This is a genomic window from Parendozoicomonas haliclonae (assembly GCF_900174585.1).
In the GTDB taxonomy this organism is placed as follows: Bacteria; Pseudomonadota; Gammaproteobacteria; order Pseudomonadales; family Endozoicomonadaceae; genus Sansalvadorimonas; species Sansalvadorimonas haliclonae.
Genome location: NZ_FWPT01000014.1, coordinates 79,934 through 103,150, shown reverse-complemented (window position 1 = coordinate 103,150; position 23,217 = coordinate 79,934). Strand labels below are relative to the sequence as shown.

The 23,217-nt window shown below is 52.5% G+C and carries 8 protein-coding genes; 5 read left to right on the top strand and 3 right to left on the bottom strand.

The annotated features are described in order from the left end of the window. Positions 1–96 (top strand): IS3 family transposase (locus tag EHSB41UT_RS22465; RefSeq protein WP_165767133.1); only part of this gene is annotated, 96 nt, incomplete at its 5' end. A 69-nt stretch (positions 97–165) separates the two neighbouring features. On the opposite strand, the gene EHSB41UT_RS22460 is transcribed toward EHSB41UT_RS22465, so the two are convergent. The 3 genes from EHSB41UT_RS22460 to EHSB41UT_RS22450 form a co-directional block, all read right to left on the bottom strand. Further along, positions 166–13,749: a filamentous hemagglutinin N-terminal domain-containing protein gene (locus EHSB41UT_RS22460; protein ID WP_087113109.1), complete on the bottom strand. Its 13,584-nt coding sequence runs from the start codon at positions 13,747–13,749 to the stop codon at positions 166–168. A 61-nt stretch (positions 13,750–13,810) separates the two neighbouring features. Further along, the gene (locus EHSB41UT_RS22455) at positions 13,811–15,787 is read right to left on the bottom strand and encodes a ShlB/FhaC/HecB family hemolysin secretion/activation protein (RefSeq protein ID WP_087113108.1); all 1,977 of its coding nucleotides are present in this window, start codon (positions 15,785–15,787) and stop codon (positions 13,811–13,813) included. Positions 15,788–15,820: 33 nt separating this feature from the next. Continuing rightward, positions 15,821–18,382, bottom strand: a complete 2,562-nt coding sequence (locus EHSB41UT_RS22450; RefSeq protein ID WP_087113107.1) for a bifunctional serine/threonine-protein kinase/formylglycine-generating enzyme family protein — start codon at positions 18,380–18,382, stop codon at positions 15,821–15,823. Positions 18,383–18,717: 335 nt separating this feature from the next. Between EHSB41UT_RS22450 and tagH the strand changes: the two genes are divergently transcribed. From tagH to icmH, 4 genes are all read left to right on the top strand, one after another. After that, on the top strand, positions 18,718–20,388 hold the full coding sequence (gene tagH / locus EHSB41UT_RS22445) for a type VI secretion system-associated FHA domain protein TagH (protein WP_087113106.1): 1,671 nt from the start codon (positions 18,718–18,720) through the stop codon (positions 20,386–20,388). A 91-nt stretch (positions 20,389–20,479) separates the two neighbouring features. Continuing rightward, positions 20,480–20,956, top strand: coding sequence for a type VI secretion system lipoprotein TssJ (gene tssJ / locus EHSB41UT_RS22440; protein WP_165767376.1), 477 nt, complete (start codon positions 20,480–20,482; stop codon positions 20,954–20,956). A 51-nt stretch (positions 20,957–21,007) separates the two neighbouring features. Further along, entirely contained in the window at positions 21,008–22,342 is a 1,335-nt protein-coding gene (gene tssK, locus EHSB41UT_RS22435) for a type VI secretion system baseplate subunit TssK (protein WP_087113104.1), read from the top strand. 18 nt (positions 22,343–22,360) lie between these two features. Beyond that, the gene (gene icmH / locus EHSB41UT_RS22430) at positions 22,361–23,185 is read left to right on the top strand and encodes a type IVB secretion system protein IcmH/DotU (protein ID WP_087113103.1); all 825 of its coding nucleotides are present in this window, start codon (positions 22,361–22,363) and stop codon (positions 23,183–23,185) included. The last annotated feature ends 32 nt before the right edge of the window (positions 23,186–23,217 follow it).

Below are 23,217 nucleotides of genomic sequence, written 5' to 3'. Positions count from 1 at the left end.
GAATACATCACGTATTACAATACGCGACGTATCAAGGTGAAACTAAAAGGCCTGACGCCGGCGGAGTGCCGAAGTCAGGCCTTGCAAGCCGCTTAACCAAAGTGTCCAACTTTATGGGGTCACTTCATAACTTATTCAGTTAACCGGCCTTTTTTATGGGCTTAATTATTGTCCGCTGGTTGAGCAATCCGCTCCGTTTTCAATATCAGCACTGGTGCATGAGATATTGTCATCAAAGCCTTCACCACCGGCCGTCGCCTCAACAGGCAGACCTTCGATCGTGGTGTTGCCATTCTCTACCAGCATAAAGTCACCGACCTGCGGCTCGCCGGCGCTGTTCTCCGCTACGCTGAAGCTGCTGATCTCGGTGAAGATCGCAGGGTCAACATTGCCCAGCTGGTTAACCAGCTGCTGGGAGGAGCTACGGAACCCGGACAGTGCTACAGCTTCCGATACTGACAGCAGACGCTCACCAATGGTGGAGACTTCTGCTTCGGCATCAGTAAACAATGGCGACACATACTGGTTGGCTACGATATCCACAGTACCGCCGGCTTCGGAATCAATCAGGAACTGCAGTTCCTGAGAACCCACAGTCTGGCCAGCAGTGAGGCTAATGTCACGGGCTTTGATATGGACACCATCGCCATCGGCCAACAGGTTATCGCTGGCAGTCAGAATGACCTCACCACTGCCACCCGCAGAAACGATGCCGTTGATAACCAGGTCACCACCATCGACATCGACAGTCACACCACCGCCACTGATGATGTCATCGACAGTGAGAGTATTGTTAGCCGTTATCCCCACAGGCCCAGCCGCGCCAAAGTTCACTTTGTCAGACTTCACAAAACCGTTTATACCACCCTCGGTGCTCAGATCCATATTGGCAAACTGAGGAACAGCACCGGTTTCAATAGAGGTATTGAGAGAGTCTGGTGTCTCGATCAGATTTGCTGACAGCGTGATGTTGGAGTTGGTGATCAGGGAGATAGTATCCAACTCATGGCTCAGGCGCTCAAAGCTGGTGAAGCCTTGTCCGCCGAGAGTCGATGTTGTGCGCTGGAGATTCCAGCCCAGCACATCACCGTCAATCGGAGTACGGTTCACCAACAGATCACCATCACCATTACCGCCGGTGAGGGTGACCAGTGAGTTCACTTCACCATCGATATACACCGTATCGTTGCCGTCTCCACCATCAAGGCTGGTCACACCGGTAAAGTTCACACCGCGGCTGTTCAGGTTACCAGCGCCTTGCCAGGTAATGGTATCTGCACGGTTACTGCCGATGAAGGAACCATTACCGCTGGTGTCAGAGACAGCTTCCAGGTTCATAAAGGTCATACCTGCCACTTCAACTTCGTTATCCGCAGTATCACCCAGCGCCCAGGCCTGATTATTGCCCAGCACCTGGTCGGCACCGTCACCCGCCAGAATCATGCGGATACCGGTCACATTCATGCCCAGTGTGGAAAGGGCATTTTCATCGGCAATATTGAAGCTGTCTGCTCCAGCGGAGCCAACCAGCTGTCCAAGGCCATTGTCGTTAATATTACTAAAGCCATTAAAGCCCATGGCCCCTACCGAGAAGGCATTATTGCCGGTCAGCTGCCAGTTGATAGCGGCATTATCACCGGCTTCGGCAATATCATCGCCCTGTCCGGTGATGGTGTTGATACCGCTGAACTGGATCTCCTTGGCAATAAAGCTGTCACTGCCGGTCAGGGTAAAGGTATCCGGTGCATCTGTGCCTTCAACAGTACCTTCACCACCATCCTGGATGGAGTTGATATTGGTGATGGTAATGCCGTTGGTCAGAATGGCCTTGGAGTCAGACAACAGTTTCCAGATAGCATTCTCATTGGAAACAATATCCTTACCCAGCGAGCCGTTGCCATTCAAATCACCAATACCCGAGAACAGGATGCCATTGGCAATCAGCGAGTTCGGGGATTCGTTGGCATTCAGGTCAAACTCATCATCGCCGGAGGTACCTACGACACGACCCTGTTGGTCACCTGTGCCGGTATCGCTGACCAGTTCAATATTGCTGGTAACAATGCCGGCGGCGCTGACTTCGTTCTCCTGGCCGGTCAGGGTCCAGGTCTGGCCAAGGCCTTCGACCGTATCCTGATCATTGCCGGCGGTATTCTCACCGGCATCCAGCGCGGTAATACCGGTAAAGGTCATACCTTTGGTTGCGACCGTATTATCAGCGGAGATCACAAAGGTCTCATTGGCGTCGGTGCCCTGGAGAGCGCCGTTGCCTGCGGTATTGACGGTACCCACATTGTTGAAGGTGACGGTCTGGCTCTGGTCGTTGGTGCTGGAAGCTGTATTGTTTTCTGCGTACAGCTGCCAGGCATCCTTGTCAGAGTTCACGCTATCCTGCAGGGCGCTGTCGCCGGTGTAGACAGTGGTACCCTGATACTCGATATCCGCAACGGTCAGGCTATCGCCGGACTGGGTCACCGTCTGGCGGGTGCCGGTGCTGTTCTGTACACCTTTGGAGGTGGCCATACTGGCAATGCCGCTCAGCGCATACTCACCTTTATCTGTGGCGCCAGCCCCCCGCACCAGCCAGCTATCGTTGCCGCTGGTACCATCAACGACACTATCCTGCTGTCCGGTGTAGCTGCGGCTTCCTTCAAAGTCGATACCTGCAACGGCAATGCTGTCGTCATCCAGTGTCACGCTTTGAGAAGCGTCGGTGGCATTTTCAAGAGCATTATCGGTAATGACCTTGGCGACATTGGTCATCTCCACATCACCTTTAACGGTCTTGATGCCACTGCTGTCTGCCTGAAGCTGCCAGCTCAGATCATCCGAGGTGTTGTCGGTGACGGTATCCCCGTTGCCGGTAAAGGACTGGGAACCCTGATAATCGACACCAGCAAGGTTCAGCCCGCTGTCAGAAAGAGTAACAGCCTGCGCGGAACCAGTGTCGTTAGTGACGCCTTGGGAGGTAACCAGCGTCTCGATATTGCGCAGCTCGTGAGTGCCTTTATGGGCTTCGCCGTCGCCTTTCGCCAGCCAGTTACCACTGCCGGTGGTCTGGTCGTTAACAACGTCGCCATCACCAGCGCGGCCGGTGTAATCGGTACTGCCATCGAAACGGATACCCGCTACGGTCAGCTGATCATCTTCCAGCGTTACATTCTGACCCGTTGCGGTGGCATTGGTCACTGCACCAGTGGTGTTGATGGTATTGCTGCCATCAACAGTCAGCTGGTGAGCCGTACCAAAGGCGACACCGTTATCCAGAACAGACCAGTCGCTGGTGCTGGCTTCGGTAATAGCTTTACCGGTTTCCAAACGGCTGATACCGGTCAGGCTCTGGCTGTTTCTGCTGATGGCCTGTGCACTGTCAATGGACCAGACTTCTGTGCCCGTCGTGTTATCCACCAGAGTGTCGCCACTGGCATCGCCGGTATAGCTTGCGTTAGCGCCCTGGAAATCTACGCCGGCCAACATCAGGCTGTCGTCGTCCAGAGTCACACGCTGGCTGTTTCCGGTCTGATTCTCAATGGCCTTGTCAGTCTGTACGGCATTGATATTGGTGAGCAGGTACTCAGTCAGCGCCGCCCGTGCCTTGCTGACCGCATTGCTGTCGGTCACGCGCCATGGGGAAGCTTCGGTCGTCTGATCATCAACAATATCACCGTCACCGGTGTAAGAGGTGGAACCCTGGAAATCAATACCGGCCACTGTCAGGCTGTCGTCGTCCAGAATGACAGTTTCGGCGGCTTCGATATTGGTTGCGTTGGTTACACCTCGATCGGTTGCCACGCTCTCAACATTACTGAGCTGATGACTGGAATACTCGGCTTTGCCGGTGCCCTTGGCCTGCCAGTTACCTGTGCCGGTGGTTTGATCAATGACATGATCGCCGGCTCCGGCATCACCGATATAGTCTGTGCTGCCGGCAAAGGTGATTTCGCTGGTGCTCAGGGCGTTATCCTGCAGAGTAACGTCCTTACCTGCCCCCGTGGCATTGGTAACGGAGCCTGTGGTTGCTACCCGGGTAATATTGGTGAACTGACGGTCTTCGCCCAGCTCGGTGGCCTGACGGTCGCTATCGGTTTGCCAGTTGCTGTTGTTCTCATCGGTGATCTGGTCGCCCAGACCGGTGTATGAGGTGGCATCACCAAAGGTAATCCCCATCAACTCCAGCGCCTTGGTGGTCTGCTTGATGGTGACGTCTTGGGCTACGCCGGTGCTGTTGGTCAGAGAACCCACATTGCTGACAGTGCTGATACCAGAGAAGGCAATCTGATTACTGGTCGCAACGGTGTCAGTACCTTCTACGCTCACGGTCCAGTCTGCAGAGCCTGTGCTGGTGATCGCAGCTGAGGTGTCTACCGCATCAATATTGGTAAAGCTCTGGCCACCGCTGGTCAGCGCCTTGGTGCCGGTCACTGTCCAAACGCTGTTGCGCTCGTCGGTAACGGTATCTTCACCTTGTGATGCATCGGCATGGCCTTGATAGCCAGAGGCTCCGGAGAAGCTGATATCTGCAAACTGCAGGCTGCCATCAGTTTTGATAGTCAGGTCCTGACCATTGCCGGTACTGTTAGCAACCAGCCCTGTCTGGGAGATGGTGGTATCCGCATCGGCAAAGCTGAAGGCAATACCGTTGCTGCTGGCTGCACGGTTACCGGTCACCGACCAGTTATTGTTAGCGGTATTACTCACAACATCAGCTGGTGTGGCAACACTGTCGATACCCATAAAGGTAATCGCATCTGTTTGCAGGTCGTTTGCATCTGTGATCTGCCAGTTCTGCAGCTGAGTGCGGTTGTCAGTAATATTGTCTGAACCGGAGCCGCTGTAGCTGCTGGCACCATTAAACAGGATATTGCTTGCCGTAATAGTGGTGGCGTTATCAGCTGTACCCACCACAACATTCTGATTGGCTGTCTGGTTCTGGATGGAGTCCAGACCGGTGAAGGCATCAATATTACTCAGATCAAAGCCGCTGCCATCACTCTCCGCATTCAGACGATTGTTGCCCAGCAGATACCAGTTACGGCCAAGGGCATCGGTCACACTGTCGGAGGCGTTTTCGTCACCGACATAACCGCTGGCCCCGGTGAAGACCATATCGGCAATGTGCAGACCATCAGCTTCCAGGCCAACAATGGCATCATTACCACTGGCATTGGTCACGGCATTATCGGTTTGTACAGTTTCAACGTTGCGTAGGTTGTGGTCGTCCTTGGTCGCAGCACCAGAACCCTGTACCAGCCAGTTGCCGGTGCCGGAAGTCTGGTCATTCACCACATCTCCATCGCCGACACGACCGGTGTAATCGGTGCTGCCGTCAAAGAGTATTCCCGCAGCCGTCAGCTGGTCATCTTCCAGCAGCACATTCTGTCCACTGTTTGAACCATTAGTGACCAGGCCGGATGTGGTGATTTGAGAGGTGCCGTCTACAGCCAGACCGTGGGTAGCACTGGAGGCCGCTTTGGTCCCGGTGATGGTCCAATCGCTGTTACCGCTATCGTTAATATTCTTTGCAGTATCCAGCTGCTTGATACCTGAGAGCGTTTGTCCTGCCTTGCTGACAGTGCGCTCGCCATCGATGGACCAGCTATCCGTTCCGGTGGTGCTGTCGGTCAGGTTGTCGCCATCATTGCTGCCGGTATAACGGGTATTGGCACCCTGGAAATCAATGCCGGCAATTTCAAGGCTGTCGTCATCGAGAGTAACATCCTGACTACCGATTGTTGCATTGATGATATGTTTATCGGTCTCAACACTTGTGATGCCGGTCAGGGTGTAACCGGTTTGGCTGTCGCGAGCCTTACTTACGGCCTGAGTGTTAGAAACCTCCCATGCAGTTGATTCCGTGGTCTGGTCAACAACATGATCACCGTCACCGATGTAGGACGTTGAGCCCTGGTAATCAATACCGGCAACTGTCAGGCTATCGTCGTCCAGCGTGACAGTTTCTGCATCTGGGGTTACCTGAGCATTAATGACGCCCCGTGTCGTCTGGATGCTGTCTACATCACGAAGCTGGTGAGTATTGGTACGTGCGTTGCTGCTTCCTTGCGCTTCCCAGAGACCAGATGTCGTTGTTTGATCAATAACATGTTCAACCGCACCGGCTTTGCCTGTGTAAGATTTACTGCCATCAAATGTGATGTTGCTGACGGAAAGCTGGGTATCTTCAAGGGTGACCGTCTGGCCTGTTGCCGTATTATTGATAACACGGCCTGTGGTGTCGACTTCGGCAATATTTGTGAACGTTCGGTTCGCTCCCTGTTGGGTAGCAATGCGATCATTCTCGACCAGCCAGCCACTGTTGGTCTCGTCAGTGACAGTATCACCACCGGTAGCGGTCTGGTGTCCGGTATAGGCATTGGCGCGACCAAAAGTAATATCCAGCAGGCTTAAATCATTATTACCTGTAATGGTCACGGTCTGGCTGGAACCCGTGCTGTTAGTGAGCCTGCCGACATTATTGACCTGAGATATGCCGGTAAAGGCAATCTCGCTGCTAGTGGCTATCGGTGTGGCATTGTCACGGGTAACGACCCAGCCCGCGCCAACAATACTGTTGATCTCACTAGAGGTTTGAACAGCATCAATCTTCTCAAAGCTCACACCGGCACTGGCCAGTTCACCGTTGCCTTCGATCGTCCAGGCCTCATTGTGTCGATCGGTGATTTTGTCATCACGCTCGTTCGGTGCGGTTTTATCATGCCCCTGATAGGACGTTGCGCCGATAAAGTTGATGTCTGTGATCGTAAGGCTGTTGTCGTTGTTACGGGTGATATCCAGACCATCACCAGAGTCGTTGGTGATTGAACCAACATTGCTGATGGTGGAGTCCGCATCGGTCAGTGAGAATGCGATGGCATTACTCACAGCTGTCCGGGTACCGGTGATCGACCAGGTGCTGTCATTCGCCAGCCCGGCGATATTATTGCCGGTGCTGACACTGTCGATACCGCTAAAGCTCAGGCTGCCTGCCGTTGCACTCTTTTCTCCGGTAACGCTCCAGTTCTGGTTATAACCATCAACAACATTATCGGTACCGGAACCGCTGTAAGTGGCGGCATTATTAAAGAGAATGCCCGCTGCCGAGAGGGTGCCGGTGCTGCTGATCTCAACCAGCATATTCTCTACATCAGTGTTGGTAATGGTGTCGAGACCGGTAAATTCACCAATATTGCTGATAACGAAGGGCGCGCCGGCTTCGGTGCTGTCCAGAGTCAGTTCGCTATCACCGGTCACTGAATCGTAATCCGTCAGTGTCCAGTTGCGAGCACGAGCATCGGTTACGGAATCAGTACGCGTGCTGTGGCCGGTATAGCCGGTGGCACCATTAAACTGCATGCTGGCCACAGAGACCGAATTATTCGCATCGTCGTTTAATGTGACATCCAGGCCATTAGAGAAGCCGTTACTAATCACGCCGACATTGCTGATCTGGGGTTTGATGCCAAGAGGGTGTGTGAAGTTGAAGACAATGCCATCACTGGCTGCAGACAGATTATCGGTAACGGACCAGGCACTATTTTCTGCACGACCAGAGACATTCGCTGCCGTGGTCACACTATCGATGTCTGCAAAGGTGAAGACGGGGCTACCGCTTCCTTCTCCTGTTTTGGCTCCGTACTGGCCGGTGATTTTCCAGTCAACATTGCGATTATCAAACACATTATCGGTATTGTTGCCGGTATAGCTGGTAGCCTCTGAAAACAGAATGCCACCGACATCTAATTGGTTATCAGCCCGAAGTGTTGCGTTGACATTATTACCCGCACCTGAGTTTTGAATGCTGGTCACGCCGCCACTGACAATATCGACATTCTGAAGACTGAAGCCATTACCTGCCTCTCTGTCGTTCAAGCTGTTCAGCCCGGTCAGATACCAGTTGGAACCCAGTGAGCCATTGACTGTATCTGTATGATTAATATCGCCAACGTAACCACTGATATCGCTAAACAGGATCTGTTCTGCGCTCAGGGTGTTGCTTACGCCACGGGTGATGGAGACGGTCAGATCGCTTCCGGTCTGGTTGGAAATCAGGCCATTGGTGGTAACGGAGTCCACATGAGTGAACCGGCGTTCGCTCAGACCAGGGTTTTGTGCAGCCGCCTTCTCACCGAGGATTCCCCAGGCGCGATTGCTCTGATCGTCAATATTATCTTCATGGCTGGAGCTGCCAATGTAATCGCCGCTGTTCTCAAAGGTAATGCCGGCAAACGCAACGCTATTCGCTCCAAGAACCACATCCTGATCGGCATCCGTTGTATTGCGGGTGTCGCCTGTTGTTGTTACACCGGAAATACCGGTAAAGGTTTGCGCGGTATTATCCGGATCACGGGTGGCATTGTTATTGGCGGTTACGGCCCAGTCGCGATTGCTGGAATCGACAATGGTATCGCCACGGGTCACTTCGCCATCAAAACCATCGGCACCGACAAAATCAATACCATTGGTTTCCAGACTGTCGCTGTCGGCAATAACCTGCTGTGACTGCGCATTGGCGGCACTGGAGCTTATGCGACCAGAGGTTTCAACTTCAGTAATACCGGTAAACAGACGACCACTGCTGTTGGCCTGGTTGGCGGTACCCGTTGTGCTCCAATCACTGTTTGTGGTGTCAGTAACGGTGTCCCCACGGCTGGCGTTGCCGGTGTAGCCGGTGGCATTGATAAAGTCGATAGCAGCCAGCTTCAGGGCATTGGCTTTGACTTCAATATCTTGAGCGGCTGTTGTTGATGAAGAGCTGATATTGCCAGCGGTGCCATTGCTATTCAGGGTAACCTGATCAATATCGACAAAGGTCATCCCCGCACCAATCACTGTGTTGTCGTCAGAGGTGCGCCAGTTATCAGCAAAGGCATTGATCTCTTCGACAGCGCTGGTGGTACGCAGCAAGTCCACCAGAGTCAGGGTATGTTGCCCGTTAGACAGAGACTGTGTGCCATCAACAGACCAGGTGCGGCCATCCTGACCGCTTGCCGTTTCCGTGACCAGATCTGCCTGCGTGGCCGAACCTTTGTAGACAAAACTGTTCAGGAAGCCAATGCCGGCTGCGGTAATGCCATTGTCGTTCAGGATAACAGTGGCACCTGCATCACTGGCATTCTCTACTGATCCGGCACCTTGAACATTATTAATATTGGTAAAGGTCTGGGGGGCATTTCCCGTCAGAGCACGGACCAAACCATCAACACTGATCTGCCAGGCATTACCGTCACTATCAATAACGGTTTCATTGCGAGCTGCTCGGCCATCAAAACCACTGGCATTAATAAAGTCGATAGCTGCAAGGCGTAGTGTATTTCCGGTAGCCGTAATAGACAGGGAGTTATTGGTGCTGGAGGATATACGGCCCGCCCCGGTTACGGAATCGATATTGGTAAAGCTGCGACGGTCTGCGTTATCGGCTTCACCCGTGGTGACCGAGTTGTTGGTATCACCAGTAATCCAATCGACAGTGCCATCGCCGGCAATTGCATCTGTACGGGAGTCGGAGCCATCAAAGCCATTGGCACCGACAAACTGGACGTCTTTGATCGTCAGGCTATCAGCATCAACGCTAATGGATTGATTATTGCTGGAGAGTGAAGAAACACGATTATTGGTCAATACCCGGGAGATACCGGTAAAGCCATGATAATCATTGCTGGTCTCTTTGGAGGTTTCATTCGTTGTCCAGTCCGAACCCGCCTCGTCAACAACGGCATCATTGCGAGTGCTATCACCATCAAAGTGAGTGGCGCCAACAAAATCAACCTTATTGATTTCCAGGCTGTTCTGTTTTGCTTTAACGACCTGATTGGAAGTGAGACTGGAGCTGATACGACCAGTGGTATTCACGATCAGTGAGTTATCAGGGGCCCTGCTACTGAAGGAAATGCCATCAGCCTGTGCGGAGTTGGCACTATCACTGATCCAGTTTGTTGTTGAGGCTTCATTCACCTCGCCGTTGGTGGCAACAGAATCAATCTCAGTGAACTGGCGGGTGGTGGTTGTAGAAGAACCCTGTGTATCACCAAAGTCATGAAGTGCTTTGTTGGCGGTACCATCGATTGACCAGTCTCGACCGGTATTATCGATGATATTGTCATTATGATCGGCACTGCCCTGATAGCGACCATTCCCGACAAAGGTAATATTCTCTATCGACAGCGTATTCAGAGTGTCTGCGCCGTTTTGTTGCGTGCCAAGGGTCACATCCTGATCTTTGCCAGAGGCATTTACGATCCAGCCACCTGAAGTGTTAACCTGGCTGATCCCGGTGTAGCCGATGCCCCGGCTATTATTTCTGGCAGCATTAGTATCAAGGACGTTATAAGTACCGCCAACCGCATCATCGATAATATCAGGGCCGAAGCCCTCATATTGGCTGACACCCTCAAAGAAAATGCCCTGAATCGTGAACCCGGCACTTTGGACATCTACTGTTTGCTCTGCTTCGGTAAGATTTCTCAGGGTGATTGTGCTGGCACTGTTTGCAGTATCAAGAACTTGAGTGATACCGCTAAAGGTGATTCCAGAACTGCTGGCGTTATAGGTTATGTTATTGAGGGCATCGGTCACACTGCCCAGTCCCCAGACGGCATTATCCAGCCCGGTGACGGTTCCCGTGGTAAGAACGCTGTCTATACCGTTGAAGTTGCGGACATCGTCAGAGGGGCCACTGGATGCGGCATTAAGGCCAGTGATGGTCCAGTCGTTGTTTAGCGAATCTGTAACATTATCATCCCCTGAGCCGTAGTAAGCGCCATCACCAATAACCTCAAGATCGCCAATGGTCAGGCTATCGCCGTTGATGGTCACATCGCGCTCTGTTCCAGTGTTGGTCACACTCTGGGAGGTTTGCAGTACATCAATGCCCTCCAGAATATTGCCGTCTTTTCTCAGGAAACCGTCGTCAGAGAAACCCCAGGAGCTGTCAGTGGTTAGATCAACAACAGTGTCTGTACGATCATTCGTTGCGGCTAAGAATCTATCCGGCCCAGAGAAGCGAATACCCATCAGCTCCATATCCCGGCTTCCGCGATAGGTGATGGTTTGGTCCAGGGCGGATGTGGATGAAAGACGACTCACGGCAGCAATGTAGTCGATATTGGAGACGGTTATACCGTTGGCAGAGGTAGCCTGTTTGGCGGTATCCGCAGTGCTCCAGTCACTGTCTGTGCTGTCGGTAATACGATCATAGCCATTACCGAAATCGCCTGGACCTTCGCCACCATCAATGGAACCAATCTGGGTAAACGTCCAGTCTCCAGTAATGACCTTATTGCCACTCTGAATATTGAAGGTCTCATCAGCACTGGTTCCGGTGAGCGCGTCATTACCACCATTTGTGGTAATGGTGTTATTTACGGAGGTAAAGAGAATATCGTTGGCGGTAATGCTGTCACTGCTGCCATTCAGAACAAAGGCGTCCTGATTTGACGAGCCGGTAATGATGTTATCACCGCCACTGGCATCAACACTGTCGAAGTTTTTGAAGACCGTGCCTTGAGCAACAAATTCACGACTGTTGCCGTTCAGGCCGAAAGAGTTATTGTTGTTCGTTCCGGTAAGGGTGTTGGTTGGGTCCACACCTGCAGTGACTGTGCTAAGACCGTAAAACTCATAACCTCTGTAGCCCACATAGCTTCGGTCTCCACCTTCGACATCTCGCAGACCAAGAGCATATTCACCGCTGGCATCCGAGCCGGTCAGTGTGCCAACTTGTGAGATTGCGAGGGAGTGCAGTTTGGTGACATCGTTGAACGTGACATTGCCAAAGATCACACCTTCAGCGTCTTCGAGAACTGTTCCATTAACAGATAGGCCACTGCTTAAATCAATGTTGGCATCTGCGTTATAGATAAAGTATTGCTGACCGGCGGAGCTCCCATTAAAGCTTGTTGACGATGCATTGGTATAGGAGCCGATATATCCAGAACCATCGGTGTCGCCATATCCAATAGTTACGTTATATGAGCCAGTATCCAGCTCGAGGCCCTTTAGGTCTATTGAACCTAGGTTGTAAAAGCCCTTGGATAAGGATGTAAAGCTGCCACCGTGTGTATCGATAGTGACATCTTCTTTTATATAAACATTGTTAGTGGCGGTGAAATTGAATGCGAAATCACCCGCATCACGACTTGTCAGATTGTTATTGACGTAGATATTGTTATCAGCAATCAAGGTGAGGGTTGAGGTTTGAAATGCAATAATGCTCGGGTTTAATGCTGCATCAATGGTTATATTTCCAGCCTCTCCTGGATCTGGAAATGTTCGACCATCGGAAGGATCTGCGCTCGTTCTTAGAGTAACATCACCACCGTTAAATAACGCATCCTGCAATGAAGAGGCTGAAATCGTACTTTCAACAGGATCTGCATCATAGTCGCCCCCAGTGTCGGTAATCGTGATATTAATAGGGTCCAGCAGCCATTCGCCGTTAGCCCCGTTGTTTGCACCAACATCGACCTTGCCATTGGCTTTCAAGGTCTGTTTGCCAGAAGTTTCAACAAACCCACCATTACCACCATTCTCACCACCACGGGCGGTAATCTCACCGGCAAAGGTGGCCGTCTCATCAGACCAGACAATAACTTTGCCACCATCGCCATTATCCGTTGCGCTGGCATCAATCTTTACGTCTGCCTCAACAACAACATCCCGGGCATTTTGGATAGCAGGGTTCTTGCCCTGATAATCACCACCAATCAGCACAATACCGCCGCCGTTTTCACCGGAAGCAATAATCCGGGCATTGCCTTTCAGGGCGATGGTGTCACCTTCAATCTGAACCTTGCCACCTTGTGAACCATTGCCAGTGGCAGAGGCATCGACAGTTCCCGTATTCACAACATCGCTGATATCACCACCGGAACCGCCCAGACGGATGGTGCCGCCGCTGGTATCAATCCCTTTCGCTTCAACAACACCGGTATTGTTTACTGCATTATCAAAAAGACCTTTGGCCACCTTGGCAGTCAGCAGCACTTCACCGGCTTCAATGGTGCCTTCATTGAGCAGGGCACTATCGACACCCAGCTGGTTCTCCAGCACCTCTTTGGTGACTTTAATACCGATCAGTTTGTCGGCATCAAAGGTCAGCACCGTTTCGGAACCAGCTGCTAGAGAAACCATATCCGCTGCGATCAGACCGCCAGCAGCATTCTCTACATGGTTACCCTGCAACACAGCACCACTGGCCGCATTGATAACACCACGGTTGATAACAAAACCGGCATCGCCTTCGTTGGCTTTAAAGGCCAGGTTTCCATTCATAAAGTCATCAGGATCTATATCCAGACCCGATGCGGTGATGCTGTTTACGTTGACGCTGGAGGTTTCCGAGAACAGCAGGCCCCGAGGGTTGATCAGCAGTACGTGACCATTGGCGTCTATCTGTCCATGAATCAGGCTGGGGTTTTCATCCAGAATCCGGTTCAGTACCAACGCTGAGGCCGAGGGCTGCAGAAACTGAACACGCTCATCTTCGGCAACATTAAAACTGCTCCAGTCGATCGCCAGCTTACTGCTGTCCTGATCGATGGTGGTTGTTTTATCGCTGACGGAAATCTCACCGGCACCTGCCACAATGGTGCCACCCTCCGGGCCCGCGAAGGCGGGTAGGGCAGAACCCATCAACATCATGGGAACAAGGGTGTTGGCCAGACCGAGGCGGTGGTGAATAACCGCCTTTGCCAGTGGCGAGAGGTGACCGGTTTCGCTTTGAGTGACTATCGACAGTTCTTTGTTGCTATTCATTGCGCTGTCCCTGCAAATTGTTTTTTTAGCGTGTTCTAGGTATTTGGTTCGCAATCGGTGATCAGTCCAGGCGGAGCGTCAGATCCACATAGGTCTGCCAGCTCTTGGCATCATCGCCCACAATGCCACTGCCGGATTTATGAGACAGTGGTCGAGCAATGGTGATCGTTGATGACACCTGATCCATCCAGTTCAGGCGCATCAGGAAACCTGCACCAGCCAGATGAGCCCAGGGATCGGCGACCTTCAGGTCACCCGGGTTCTGGCGATAGCTGTTCTCGTTACCGTAGGCTCCATCCAGGAACACGGCGTATTGAAGAATATCGCTGACCCGTTGACCGTCACGAATGTCGAAGTCGAGTTTTTCCGGTACATCAAAGTACATCTCCGCACCAAGGTAAGCGCCGGTATCCGCAGAGAAGTCATTAACGGTAAAGGCTCGCACACTGTTGGCGCCGCCAAGAGACATCTGCTCAAAGGAGGGCAGGCCGCTTTCGCTGTAACGCAGCTTGGATTTCAGAATCAGGCGGGATTCGCTCTCGAAAGGCAGCGGGATAAAGAACAGTGAGTTGGTGTCCAGTGCCACCTTGTAGTAATCATCCCCACGATCCTTCGGGGTATCGTTGCGGAACTTGCCGTACTGTAACGACAGGCGTCCCATATTCAGGGTACGAATGCTGGTGCCAAGCATATCGCCTTCGGCAATCAGCTCGATGGAGCGGGCATGGTCGCCTTCGGTAATCAGGTTGTTGATCTTGGCTTTGCGCTTCACCTTACGTTCGGCCAGTTTCATGCCCACGGCCAGGTTTTGGGCCCGGGAGCGTTTCACCTTATGCATCAGTGCTGCGGAATAGGTGGTGTTGGCTCCTTCTATACCAAGGATATTGATGCTTTCGTCTTTGTCGGAGGTGATTTTGAAATCATTGTCTTCCGCGAACAGTTCCAGTCGGGTGTTAGGCCCGGCGATCGGGAAACTGTAGCTGATCTGGTAAAGCTGGGTGTTTTCCGGATTAAAGGATTTCAGAGTGCCGAGAGTCAGCTGGTCGCCAATGCCGGTTGGATTCAACCAGTTGCCCTGACCGTAGAGGCGGTACTCACCGGTATATTCCGGACCGTGGTTGTCGGCGCGGAGCGAGAGGTTCCAGGCTTTTTCATCCCGCACCTGCAGATTCAGATTGGTTTCGCCGAGTTTCTCTCCTCGTTCAAAGAAACCGAAGACATTCAGGCCGGGCATATCGTTGAGCAGGTAAATGCTCTCCTCAATCTTGCCATTATCCACCAGGTCGCCAATTTGCTCGGCAAAGGGTTCCTGCAGACGTTCAGCACTGTACTTCTCGTTACCTGCTACGGTCACGGCGCCCAGAGTACCGGCAATAATATCCAGCTCGACAACACCGTTGCTCACTTCCTGTGGTGGGATATAAGCCTTGGCCAGCAGCAATCCACGGCTTCGGTAGAACTGGGTGACTTCCTGAGTGATTGATTCAATATCGGTGTAAGTCATGCCGCGCAGGGCATTCTGTCGTTTCACCACATTCACCAGATCAGCCAGATCCTGAAGGTTCAGGTTGGCCGTACTCTTGCTGGCGGCTTTCTCCTGCAGCAGGGCGCCAATCTCTTCCAGCTCGGCCTGGGTAAAACCGCTGCCCAGCTTTTCGGATTCGCGCATATATTTCTGGCGGAGGGTTTCGGTCAGCTCTTCGATGGCCGCCCGTGTGACACCCGCTTCCGGGTATTCCGGCAGGTTACGGAACGAGAAGGTGCGAATTTCAATATGCGGGTCACCGGACAGGTCTTCTTCAAGGTTGAGGCCATTCTCTGCCTGAGACTGATCACTCTCCTTCCGGCGCTCCTGGAACTCTTTACTGATATCCGGCTGCTCTATATCCGGTACATAATCTTCTACGGCGTGGGCTGTTCCCAGCGTAATGAATGGCAACATCATAGCGGCCATGGCCAATGGCTTGATCGAGAATGAAGATGCAGGCGTAACACTTGCTGCCGGCTTGCCGGCATGAGCCCAGGATTCCCTCAACATGATCGTAAGTTCCTTGTACGCGTTGGTTATTTTTTATCGAATCGCTCTGACCAGGCGGAATCCGGTCACCTCATCCGCCTGACCACTGTGTGTTGTTTTTGTCGTTACCAGACAACGCTTCAGAGGGTCTTTCCTGCTCCCCCCCGCGGCTATCAAATTATTGCCGCTGGTCGTCCATTCCTGAACATTACCAACGGTGTTTACCAGCCCGTTGTCGTTGGCCTTGCCAGCTTTGGCGCTGACCAGTGTTTTGCCTTTCTGCAGGCCACCAAATTTCAGGAAACAGTTCCTGTCCGGGTCGCTGCCATTACGTTCAGGAGAGGCCAGCGCCAGCCACTCGTCGTAAGTGGGCAGGCGATAGCTGTAACCGGTCTGCTGACTCAACCAGCCACTGTAACTTTTTGCCTGATCGATACTGATATTGCTGGCAGGCAGAGAGGTCTGTCCGGCAAGCGGTGAGCATTGCCCACTGGTTTTGCAGTAGAGGTTGTAGTCACCAATCGTGATTTCATAGCGGGTTACAGCCAGTTTTTGGGTGCCAGCCTTGGCGACAACCAGTGTTGGACTTTGTTGTCCGCCCAGCAGTTTGTCTTCACAGAAATAGCGGCGTCCCTTGCTGCCGGAGCCAGCAGGCAGGTGGGCGCAAAAATCAATCTTGATAGACGCCAGCTCGTTGGCCCCAGGAAAGGCTGCCGTTGCAGCATTTTTCAGCTTTGATGCCGTGGCAGGGCTGCGTCTTGCAACCTGCTTGATACATTGGCTGACGCTGCTGGTGGTTGGGGTGAGTTGCTGTTGATACTGCGATTCACTCAATTGTTTCAGTGCGGTGAGAGCACTGGACAGTGTGCTGATACTCAGGTTGCTGGAACAGTAACGGGCCGCTTCAACATCATCTACAGCCTTGGCAATCGCCTGCTCCCGTTGCTCCCTTGCGGCTTTTTCACGACGCAGTTTTTCCCGGCGGGCCTGCTCCTGCTGTTGTTGGCGACGGGCCTCAGCCAGCCGCTCAGCTTCCGCTTCCGCAGCCAATCGTTGTTGCTCCTGCTTCGCCAGCAGTTCCTGATGGGCATCAGCCAGCAAGGATTCGGCTTCGGCAAGTTGGGCTGAATCCTGTTGCCAATAACTGGCGTTATCCAGCAGTTGTCTGGCCTGGTCAAGGTTGCCGGCCTGACGTTGTTCCGATGAGGCATCGAGATAGCGAGACATGGCCGTCTGTCTGGCCATAATGATGCTGTCTTTATCTTCCGGAGCCAGAGCCTGGTAAGCATCAATGGCGGTCGTCAGCTCAGCATCCCACTGTTCACTCAGCGGCTTATCCAATGCCTGTTGAAGGGTCTCCCGTGCCGCCTTCTGGTTAAGCTCCAGCTCCACATTGGCGCGGATATCCGTTTGCAGTTCCTCTTCCAATTCAACCCGCAAGGCTTCCTCGTCTACCTGGTTGTCCTGCAGGAAGAACAGTGAAGACGCTGTAGTCGCGACCAGCACGGCAGCTGCCGCATAGAGCGGAATGCGGGATTTGCCGAAGAAACCATCTTCCAGCTCTTTAACGGTCTGGGTGCGGTCTGCGCTTTTGAATGCCAGCGCTTTTTCCAGTGCACGCCATTGGCGGCTGGAGAGCTGCTTGATGCGTTTGGGTTTTAGCTTCTGTTCTGCAGCCTTATCTGCCGGTGTTTTGTTATACGGATGGGAGCCGGTAAACATCTCATAGGCGACACAGGCCAGCGCATAGACATCATCGCTGGTGGATGGCTCCTGCCCCTTCAGCATTTCATAGCTGGCGTAGGCTGGTGTCAGGGCACTTAAGCTGCCGGCGTCGAATACCGTTTTGTCACCATCAGCGGGCATGCCTGCACCGGTTGACGACACCGCCCGGGCAATACCGAAGTCAAACACCTTGGCCTTACCATTGTTCAGAACAAAGATATTGCCGGGTTTAAAGTCCGAGTGAATCGTGTTTTTGGAGTGGGCGTAAGCCAGGGCTTCAGAGATGTCCCGGAAGACATGGCAGGCGGTCTCAAATTCCAGGCCGGCACCGGCGGATTTACGGATCAGCGTATCGAGTGCATCACCTTCCATAAACTCCATGGTCATAAAGACCGTTTCGCCGTCCCGATCAAAGTCATATACGGTCACAATATTCGGGTGTGCCAGACTCTGGGATTTACGGGACTCACGCTGCAGAGAGACAAAAGCATCGGGGTGCTTTTTAAAGTCCTCATTCAACAGTTTGATCGCAACATAAGGATCGCGATCTTTCGCTTCAACTTTCCGCAGATCAACAGCTTTATAGACGGCTCCCATACCACCAGAACCAAGAATCGCTTTCAGTTCAAACCGGTTGTTGATAAGTCGTTTTAACGAGCTGCCAGATGTCGGCTTTGGTTGGGGTTGTGGCGGTTCCGGAGTGTTTGGTGAAGTTGCTGAAACAGGTGTATTGGAAATCGATGGGGATAGAACTGTTTTATCCGAATCAATAAAAGTTGATCCGCCAGTGTTAGCAGAAATCGTGTCAGCAATAACTGTTTTGTCTTCTGGCGTCTCGCTATTGCCAGCTTGAGGAACCACTATTGTTTTGTCATTACCGCTGGTACTCATTCCGTGTACATCGCTTGATAACAGTTGTGGATTGTCTTGTTTTTATGAGCCGAAAAACAAACTTCCGCTTGTTTTTGGCAAGGGTCTGATTTTGTAGTGTATGGGATTGTAATTGCGGTTTTATGAATGAACAAGAACTATGACGCAGTTCCTGTTTTTTTTATCGGAATTATGTAGATAAAAATGGCATCGCGTATCCATCTCTAGCCAAGCTGGTTGTTCATGGGATAGTATCCGTAAAGCTTCCCGTTGTAGTCTATGTTGAGTTGTCATTGAAGGGGAAAGCAGTGATAAGGAATTTGCTGTAATTTAGCCTTAATAATGAAGAGCCGGGAATGGCAGAAGAACTTATTCTTGAAGTGATAGACGGCCCCGTTGAAACCAATATGGCCGGACATAAGAAGGTTTTTACTAATGTCGGGGGCAGCATAGGGCGTGCTGATTCCAATAGCTGGGCTTTGCCCGATGTAGAACGAATTGTCTCCTCCGTTCATGCTGATATCGTTTACGCTGATGGTGGCTATTTCATTGTTGATAAGAGCACCAATGGTACTTTTATCAACGGAACCGATAACCCGTTGGGGGCTGGTAATAAATCCAAGCTAAACGACGGCGACCTGATAACTATCGGTCACTATCAAATTAAATCGACCTTGCAGATTTGTAATAATCAGCTGCCGGATGGTCTGGGTAGCGTTGATTTTCTCGACTCCTCTGATAAAACAACTATCGGTTCACTGGCTATGGAGCCTGAGCCGCAGGGGTGTGATGCTGGTGCTCAGTTCGACGACTGGCTGGAGCCGGGGCAGCCTAAGGCAGCTCCCGGTGATATCTGGGGGGCTATTGATGCTGCTCCTCAACCAGCAGGTGTCGATCCCCTTGCTAATGTCGGTGCTCAAGATATTCTTGATCCTTTGGCGGCCTTGTCTGGCGGAAGTGCTCAGGTTGCACAGCCGGCTGATCCCTGGGGAGCTAATCAGTCAGGTAGCCTGTCTGGTAGTCAGACGTCGTCTGATGACTGGTGGATGAGCGACGGTGACCATGCACCGGCCGAGCAACAATCCATGGTTGTGCCACAGCCGGTTCCGGTGATGCCCGCTTCACAACCAGCCGTGCCACCGGTGCAGCCTCAGCCTCAGTTTCAGGTAGCACAGCAGCCTGTATCTGTTCCTACTCCTCCGCCAACCCCCGCTCCTTCACAGTCGCTCGATAATTTATCTCTTGATGAACTGCTGGCACCAGGAACTGAAATGCCGGCTCCGGAGCCTGTTGCTCTTCAACCCGAACCTGTGGTGCAACAGCCGGTACCCACTCCTCAGCCCCTAGTTCAACCACAAGCTCAGCCACAAGTACCAGTCGCTCAAGCTCAGCCGGTTGCCCCGGTGCCTGAGCCCGTGCCTCAATCTGCAGGTGCAACGGCTGCCCCTTCGCCAGGTTTGGCCAGAGGGTTGGGTGTTGAAGCTGCCAGTGCGCAGCAACTGCAGGCTGTTGAAGATGAAGCTGGTGCGTTTATCCGGGAAACCTCTTCCCGATTAATTGATCTGCTTCGTGCTCGCAGCACCATCAAAAATGAGTTGCGCGTTGAGCGCACCATGATTCAGAGTCAGGATAATAATCCGTTGAAGTTTTCAGCTTCAGCTCAGGATGCTTTGGGAATGATGTTTGGGGCCAGCAATGGTGCCTTTATGTCGCCATCGGAAGCTGTGCGCGACAGTTTTGATAATATCTCTGATCATCAGATAGCCGTGCTCGCCGCTATGCGTTCGGCCTTTGAATTTATGATGGCTCAGTTCTCGCCGCAGAATCTGGAATCACGTTTTAATCGTGAAGCCAGCAAGGGTTTTATGAGTAACAAGAAGGCAAAGAACTGGGAGGCTTATCAGTCCTGGTTTAATGAGCTTCTGCAGGATAATGAAAAAACCTATAACCAGCTGTTTGGTGAGGTTTTTGCTGATGCTTATGAGAAGAAGATTTCGGAACTTAATTCTGTAAGAAATATTCAGTAGCTTCAGTGTTGAATGTTCAGTGTTGAGTTTTCAGTGCTTTGGAAGGCGCTGATTAGAAGAATTATTACAAAATTGTTACAGGAGTTTTATCGTGTTTGATTCTATTTGGCGCTCCCTTGTTGCAGCTGTGTTGGTTTTGCTGGTTGCCGGGTGCAGCACAAGCCGTGAGGTGCTTGATTTTGACACGCTCGCTGAACTTCAAATCAATGCGACAACGGATGTAAATAAAGATGATGATGGGCGGCCATCGCCCTTGGTTATCCGTGTTTTTAAACTCGCAGATGCCCGTCAGTTTGAGCGTGAAGATTTCCTGGCCTTGTATGAACAGGCTGAGGACCGTCTTGGGCGTGACCTGTTGGGAACCATTCAGCTGAAAGAGATTGCTCCGGGTGAAAATCGTCTGGAAGAAATTGAATTAACACCGGAAGTGAAGTTCCTTGGCATTATGGCGGAATACTCTCGTTATGGTGAATCAAGAACAACGCTGGTTCTGCCTGTTCGTGCCCATTACGGCAATGACTTTGTTGTTGTCGCTGATGATCGAGGGCTGGCTCAGGGCAAAGATTAATTCGGGTTAGGGATTGATTGCCCTGATGCGGGCATTATCAGGTAGAGATGGATGTCGAATAAAAGCAAAGTGATCTGGTCGGAAGGGATGTTTCTCCGACCTCAGCATTTTCAGCAGCAGGAACGCTATCTGGAAAGCTATATAGAAGGGCGGGCCAGTGCCGGTTCGGCCTACGGCTGGGGGCTGAAAAAGCTCCGTGTCGATCTTGAACTACTCCGCCTTGGCAAGTTATCTGTGATCGAAGCAGAAGGTGTGTTTCCCGATGGTACCCCGTTCTCGATTCCCGATAATGAAGAGCCCCCTGCGGTCATTGATATCGCAGCCAATACCCGTGATGAGATTATTTACCTCTGCCTGCCGCTTCGCCGGCCAGGCACCCGGGAAAGCATTCGCCAGGGTGAACAACTGACCCAGGCCCGCTATCTCAGCACCAGTGGTGATGTCCGCAACAACGCCTCTGAAAATAGTGAGATGGTGTCCATTGAAACCGGCGCTATGGCACTCACTCTCAAGCCGGCTTCCGAAGATCGTAATGGTTATGCCTGCCTCGGGATTGTGCGGGTGCAGGAACGTCTGCCGGATAACCCAGTCAAGCTCGATAATAGCTTCATCCCGCCGCTGCTGGATTGTCAGCTGTCAGCTGTTACCAGTGGCTATCTTGAAGAGCTCTCCGGTTTGTTGCGGCAGCGTGGTAACGCTCTTGGGCATCGTCTGTGCGACAGCGGACGTGCCGGTTCCGCCGAGATAGCCGACTACCTGCTGCTGCAGGTAATCAATCGCAACGAACCTCTGATTGCCGAGATGCGCCGGCAGAAGCAATTGCATCCGGAAGAACTGTATAAATCCCTGATTCAACTGGCCGGTGAACTGGCAACCTTTACCCGTAAAGAGAAGCGGGCCGAGGAATTCCCGGCGTTTAGTCAGGATGATCTTGGTCATGTCTTCGCAGCTCTTTTCTCCAGTCTGCGGCAATCTCTCAGTATGGTGCTGGAACAGACTGCTATTGCCATGGAGCTGACCCAGCGTAAGTTCGGTATCTATGTGTCACCGGTCACCGACCGTTCGCTGGTCGCCGAAGGTACCTTTGTACTGGCAGTGAAGGCAGATATTCCCGGCGATGCTCTGCGCAATAACTTCCCGTCCCAGGCCAAGGTGGCACCGGTTGAGGTGATTCGGGAACTGATCAGCGCTTCCATGCCCGGCATTATGTTGCGGCCGCTGCCGGTTGCACCGCGCCAGATTCCTTACCATGCCGGCTTCGCCTATTTCGAGCTGGAACGCACCGGCAAGGCCTGGGAGTCGATGAAAAACTCCGGCGGTTTTGCTGTGCATCTGGGGGCGGAGTTCCCCGGATTGATGATGGAATTGTGGGCGATTCGCAATTAAGGCCCAAGGACGAAAGCTATGAACGATCGCACCGTTATTATTCCCACCCCGGGCAGTCATCAGCCAGCCGGCGCACCTCAACAGCCACAGCCGGCTGCTGTGCCGCCATCGGGTATGCCTTCTCCTGCTGACGAGTTTCGGGTGCGGGATGGTTTGAATCCGGTTGTCGATGCCGCTTCAACCTTGCTGGCACTGATGATCAAGCTGCGTACAACCACGGAATATAATCAGGCACCCCAGTTGCACCAGCTGATGACCCGGGAGATTCAGAAGTTTGATCAGGCGCTGACGGTTCAGGGTGTTCGCCCGGAACAGGTGGCCGCCGCCCGCTATCTGTTGTGTACCGTACTTGATGAAACGGTGATGAATACCCCTTGGGGAACTCGCAGTGGTTGGAGTCAGCGCTCTCTGCTCAGCACCTTTCACCGGGAAACCTTTGGTGGGGAAAAGTGTTTTGCCATCCTGCAACGGCTGCAGGAAACCGCCAGTATCAATCTCGATATTCTCGAACTGTTTTATATCTGCCTGAGTCTGGGCTTTGAAGGCAAGTTCAAGCTGGCGGCCAATGGTCATGCCCAGCTGGAGACTGTGCGGGACAACCTGTATCGCACAATTCAGGCCCATCGTGATCATGGGGAAAATGAACTGTCGCCCCGCTGGCAGGGCTCCGGCGGCAAAGGCAAAGGACTCATGCAGTACGTGCCCCTGTGGGTGTATGGCGCAACGGCGCTGGCGGTGCTGGTTATGGCTTACGCCGGGTTTTCAGTCTGGCTGTTTCAGGGCAATGAGCCGGTTATCGAAGCCATGCAGCAGCTGATGGCAGCTCAGGAGCAGGGACAATGAGCGTATCCATGGCAGTGATTTCAGGGAGTGAA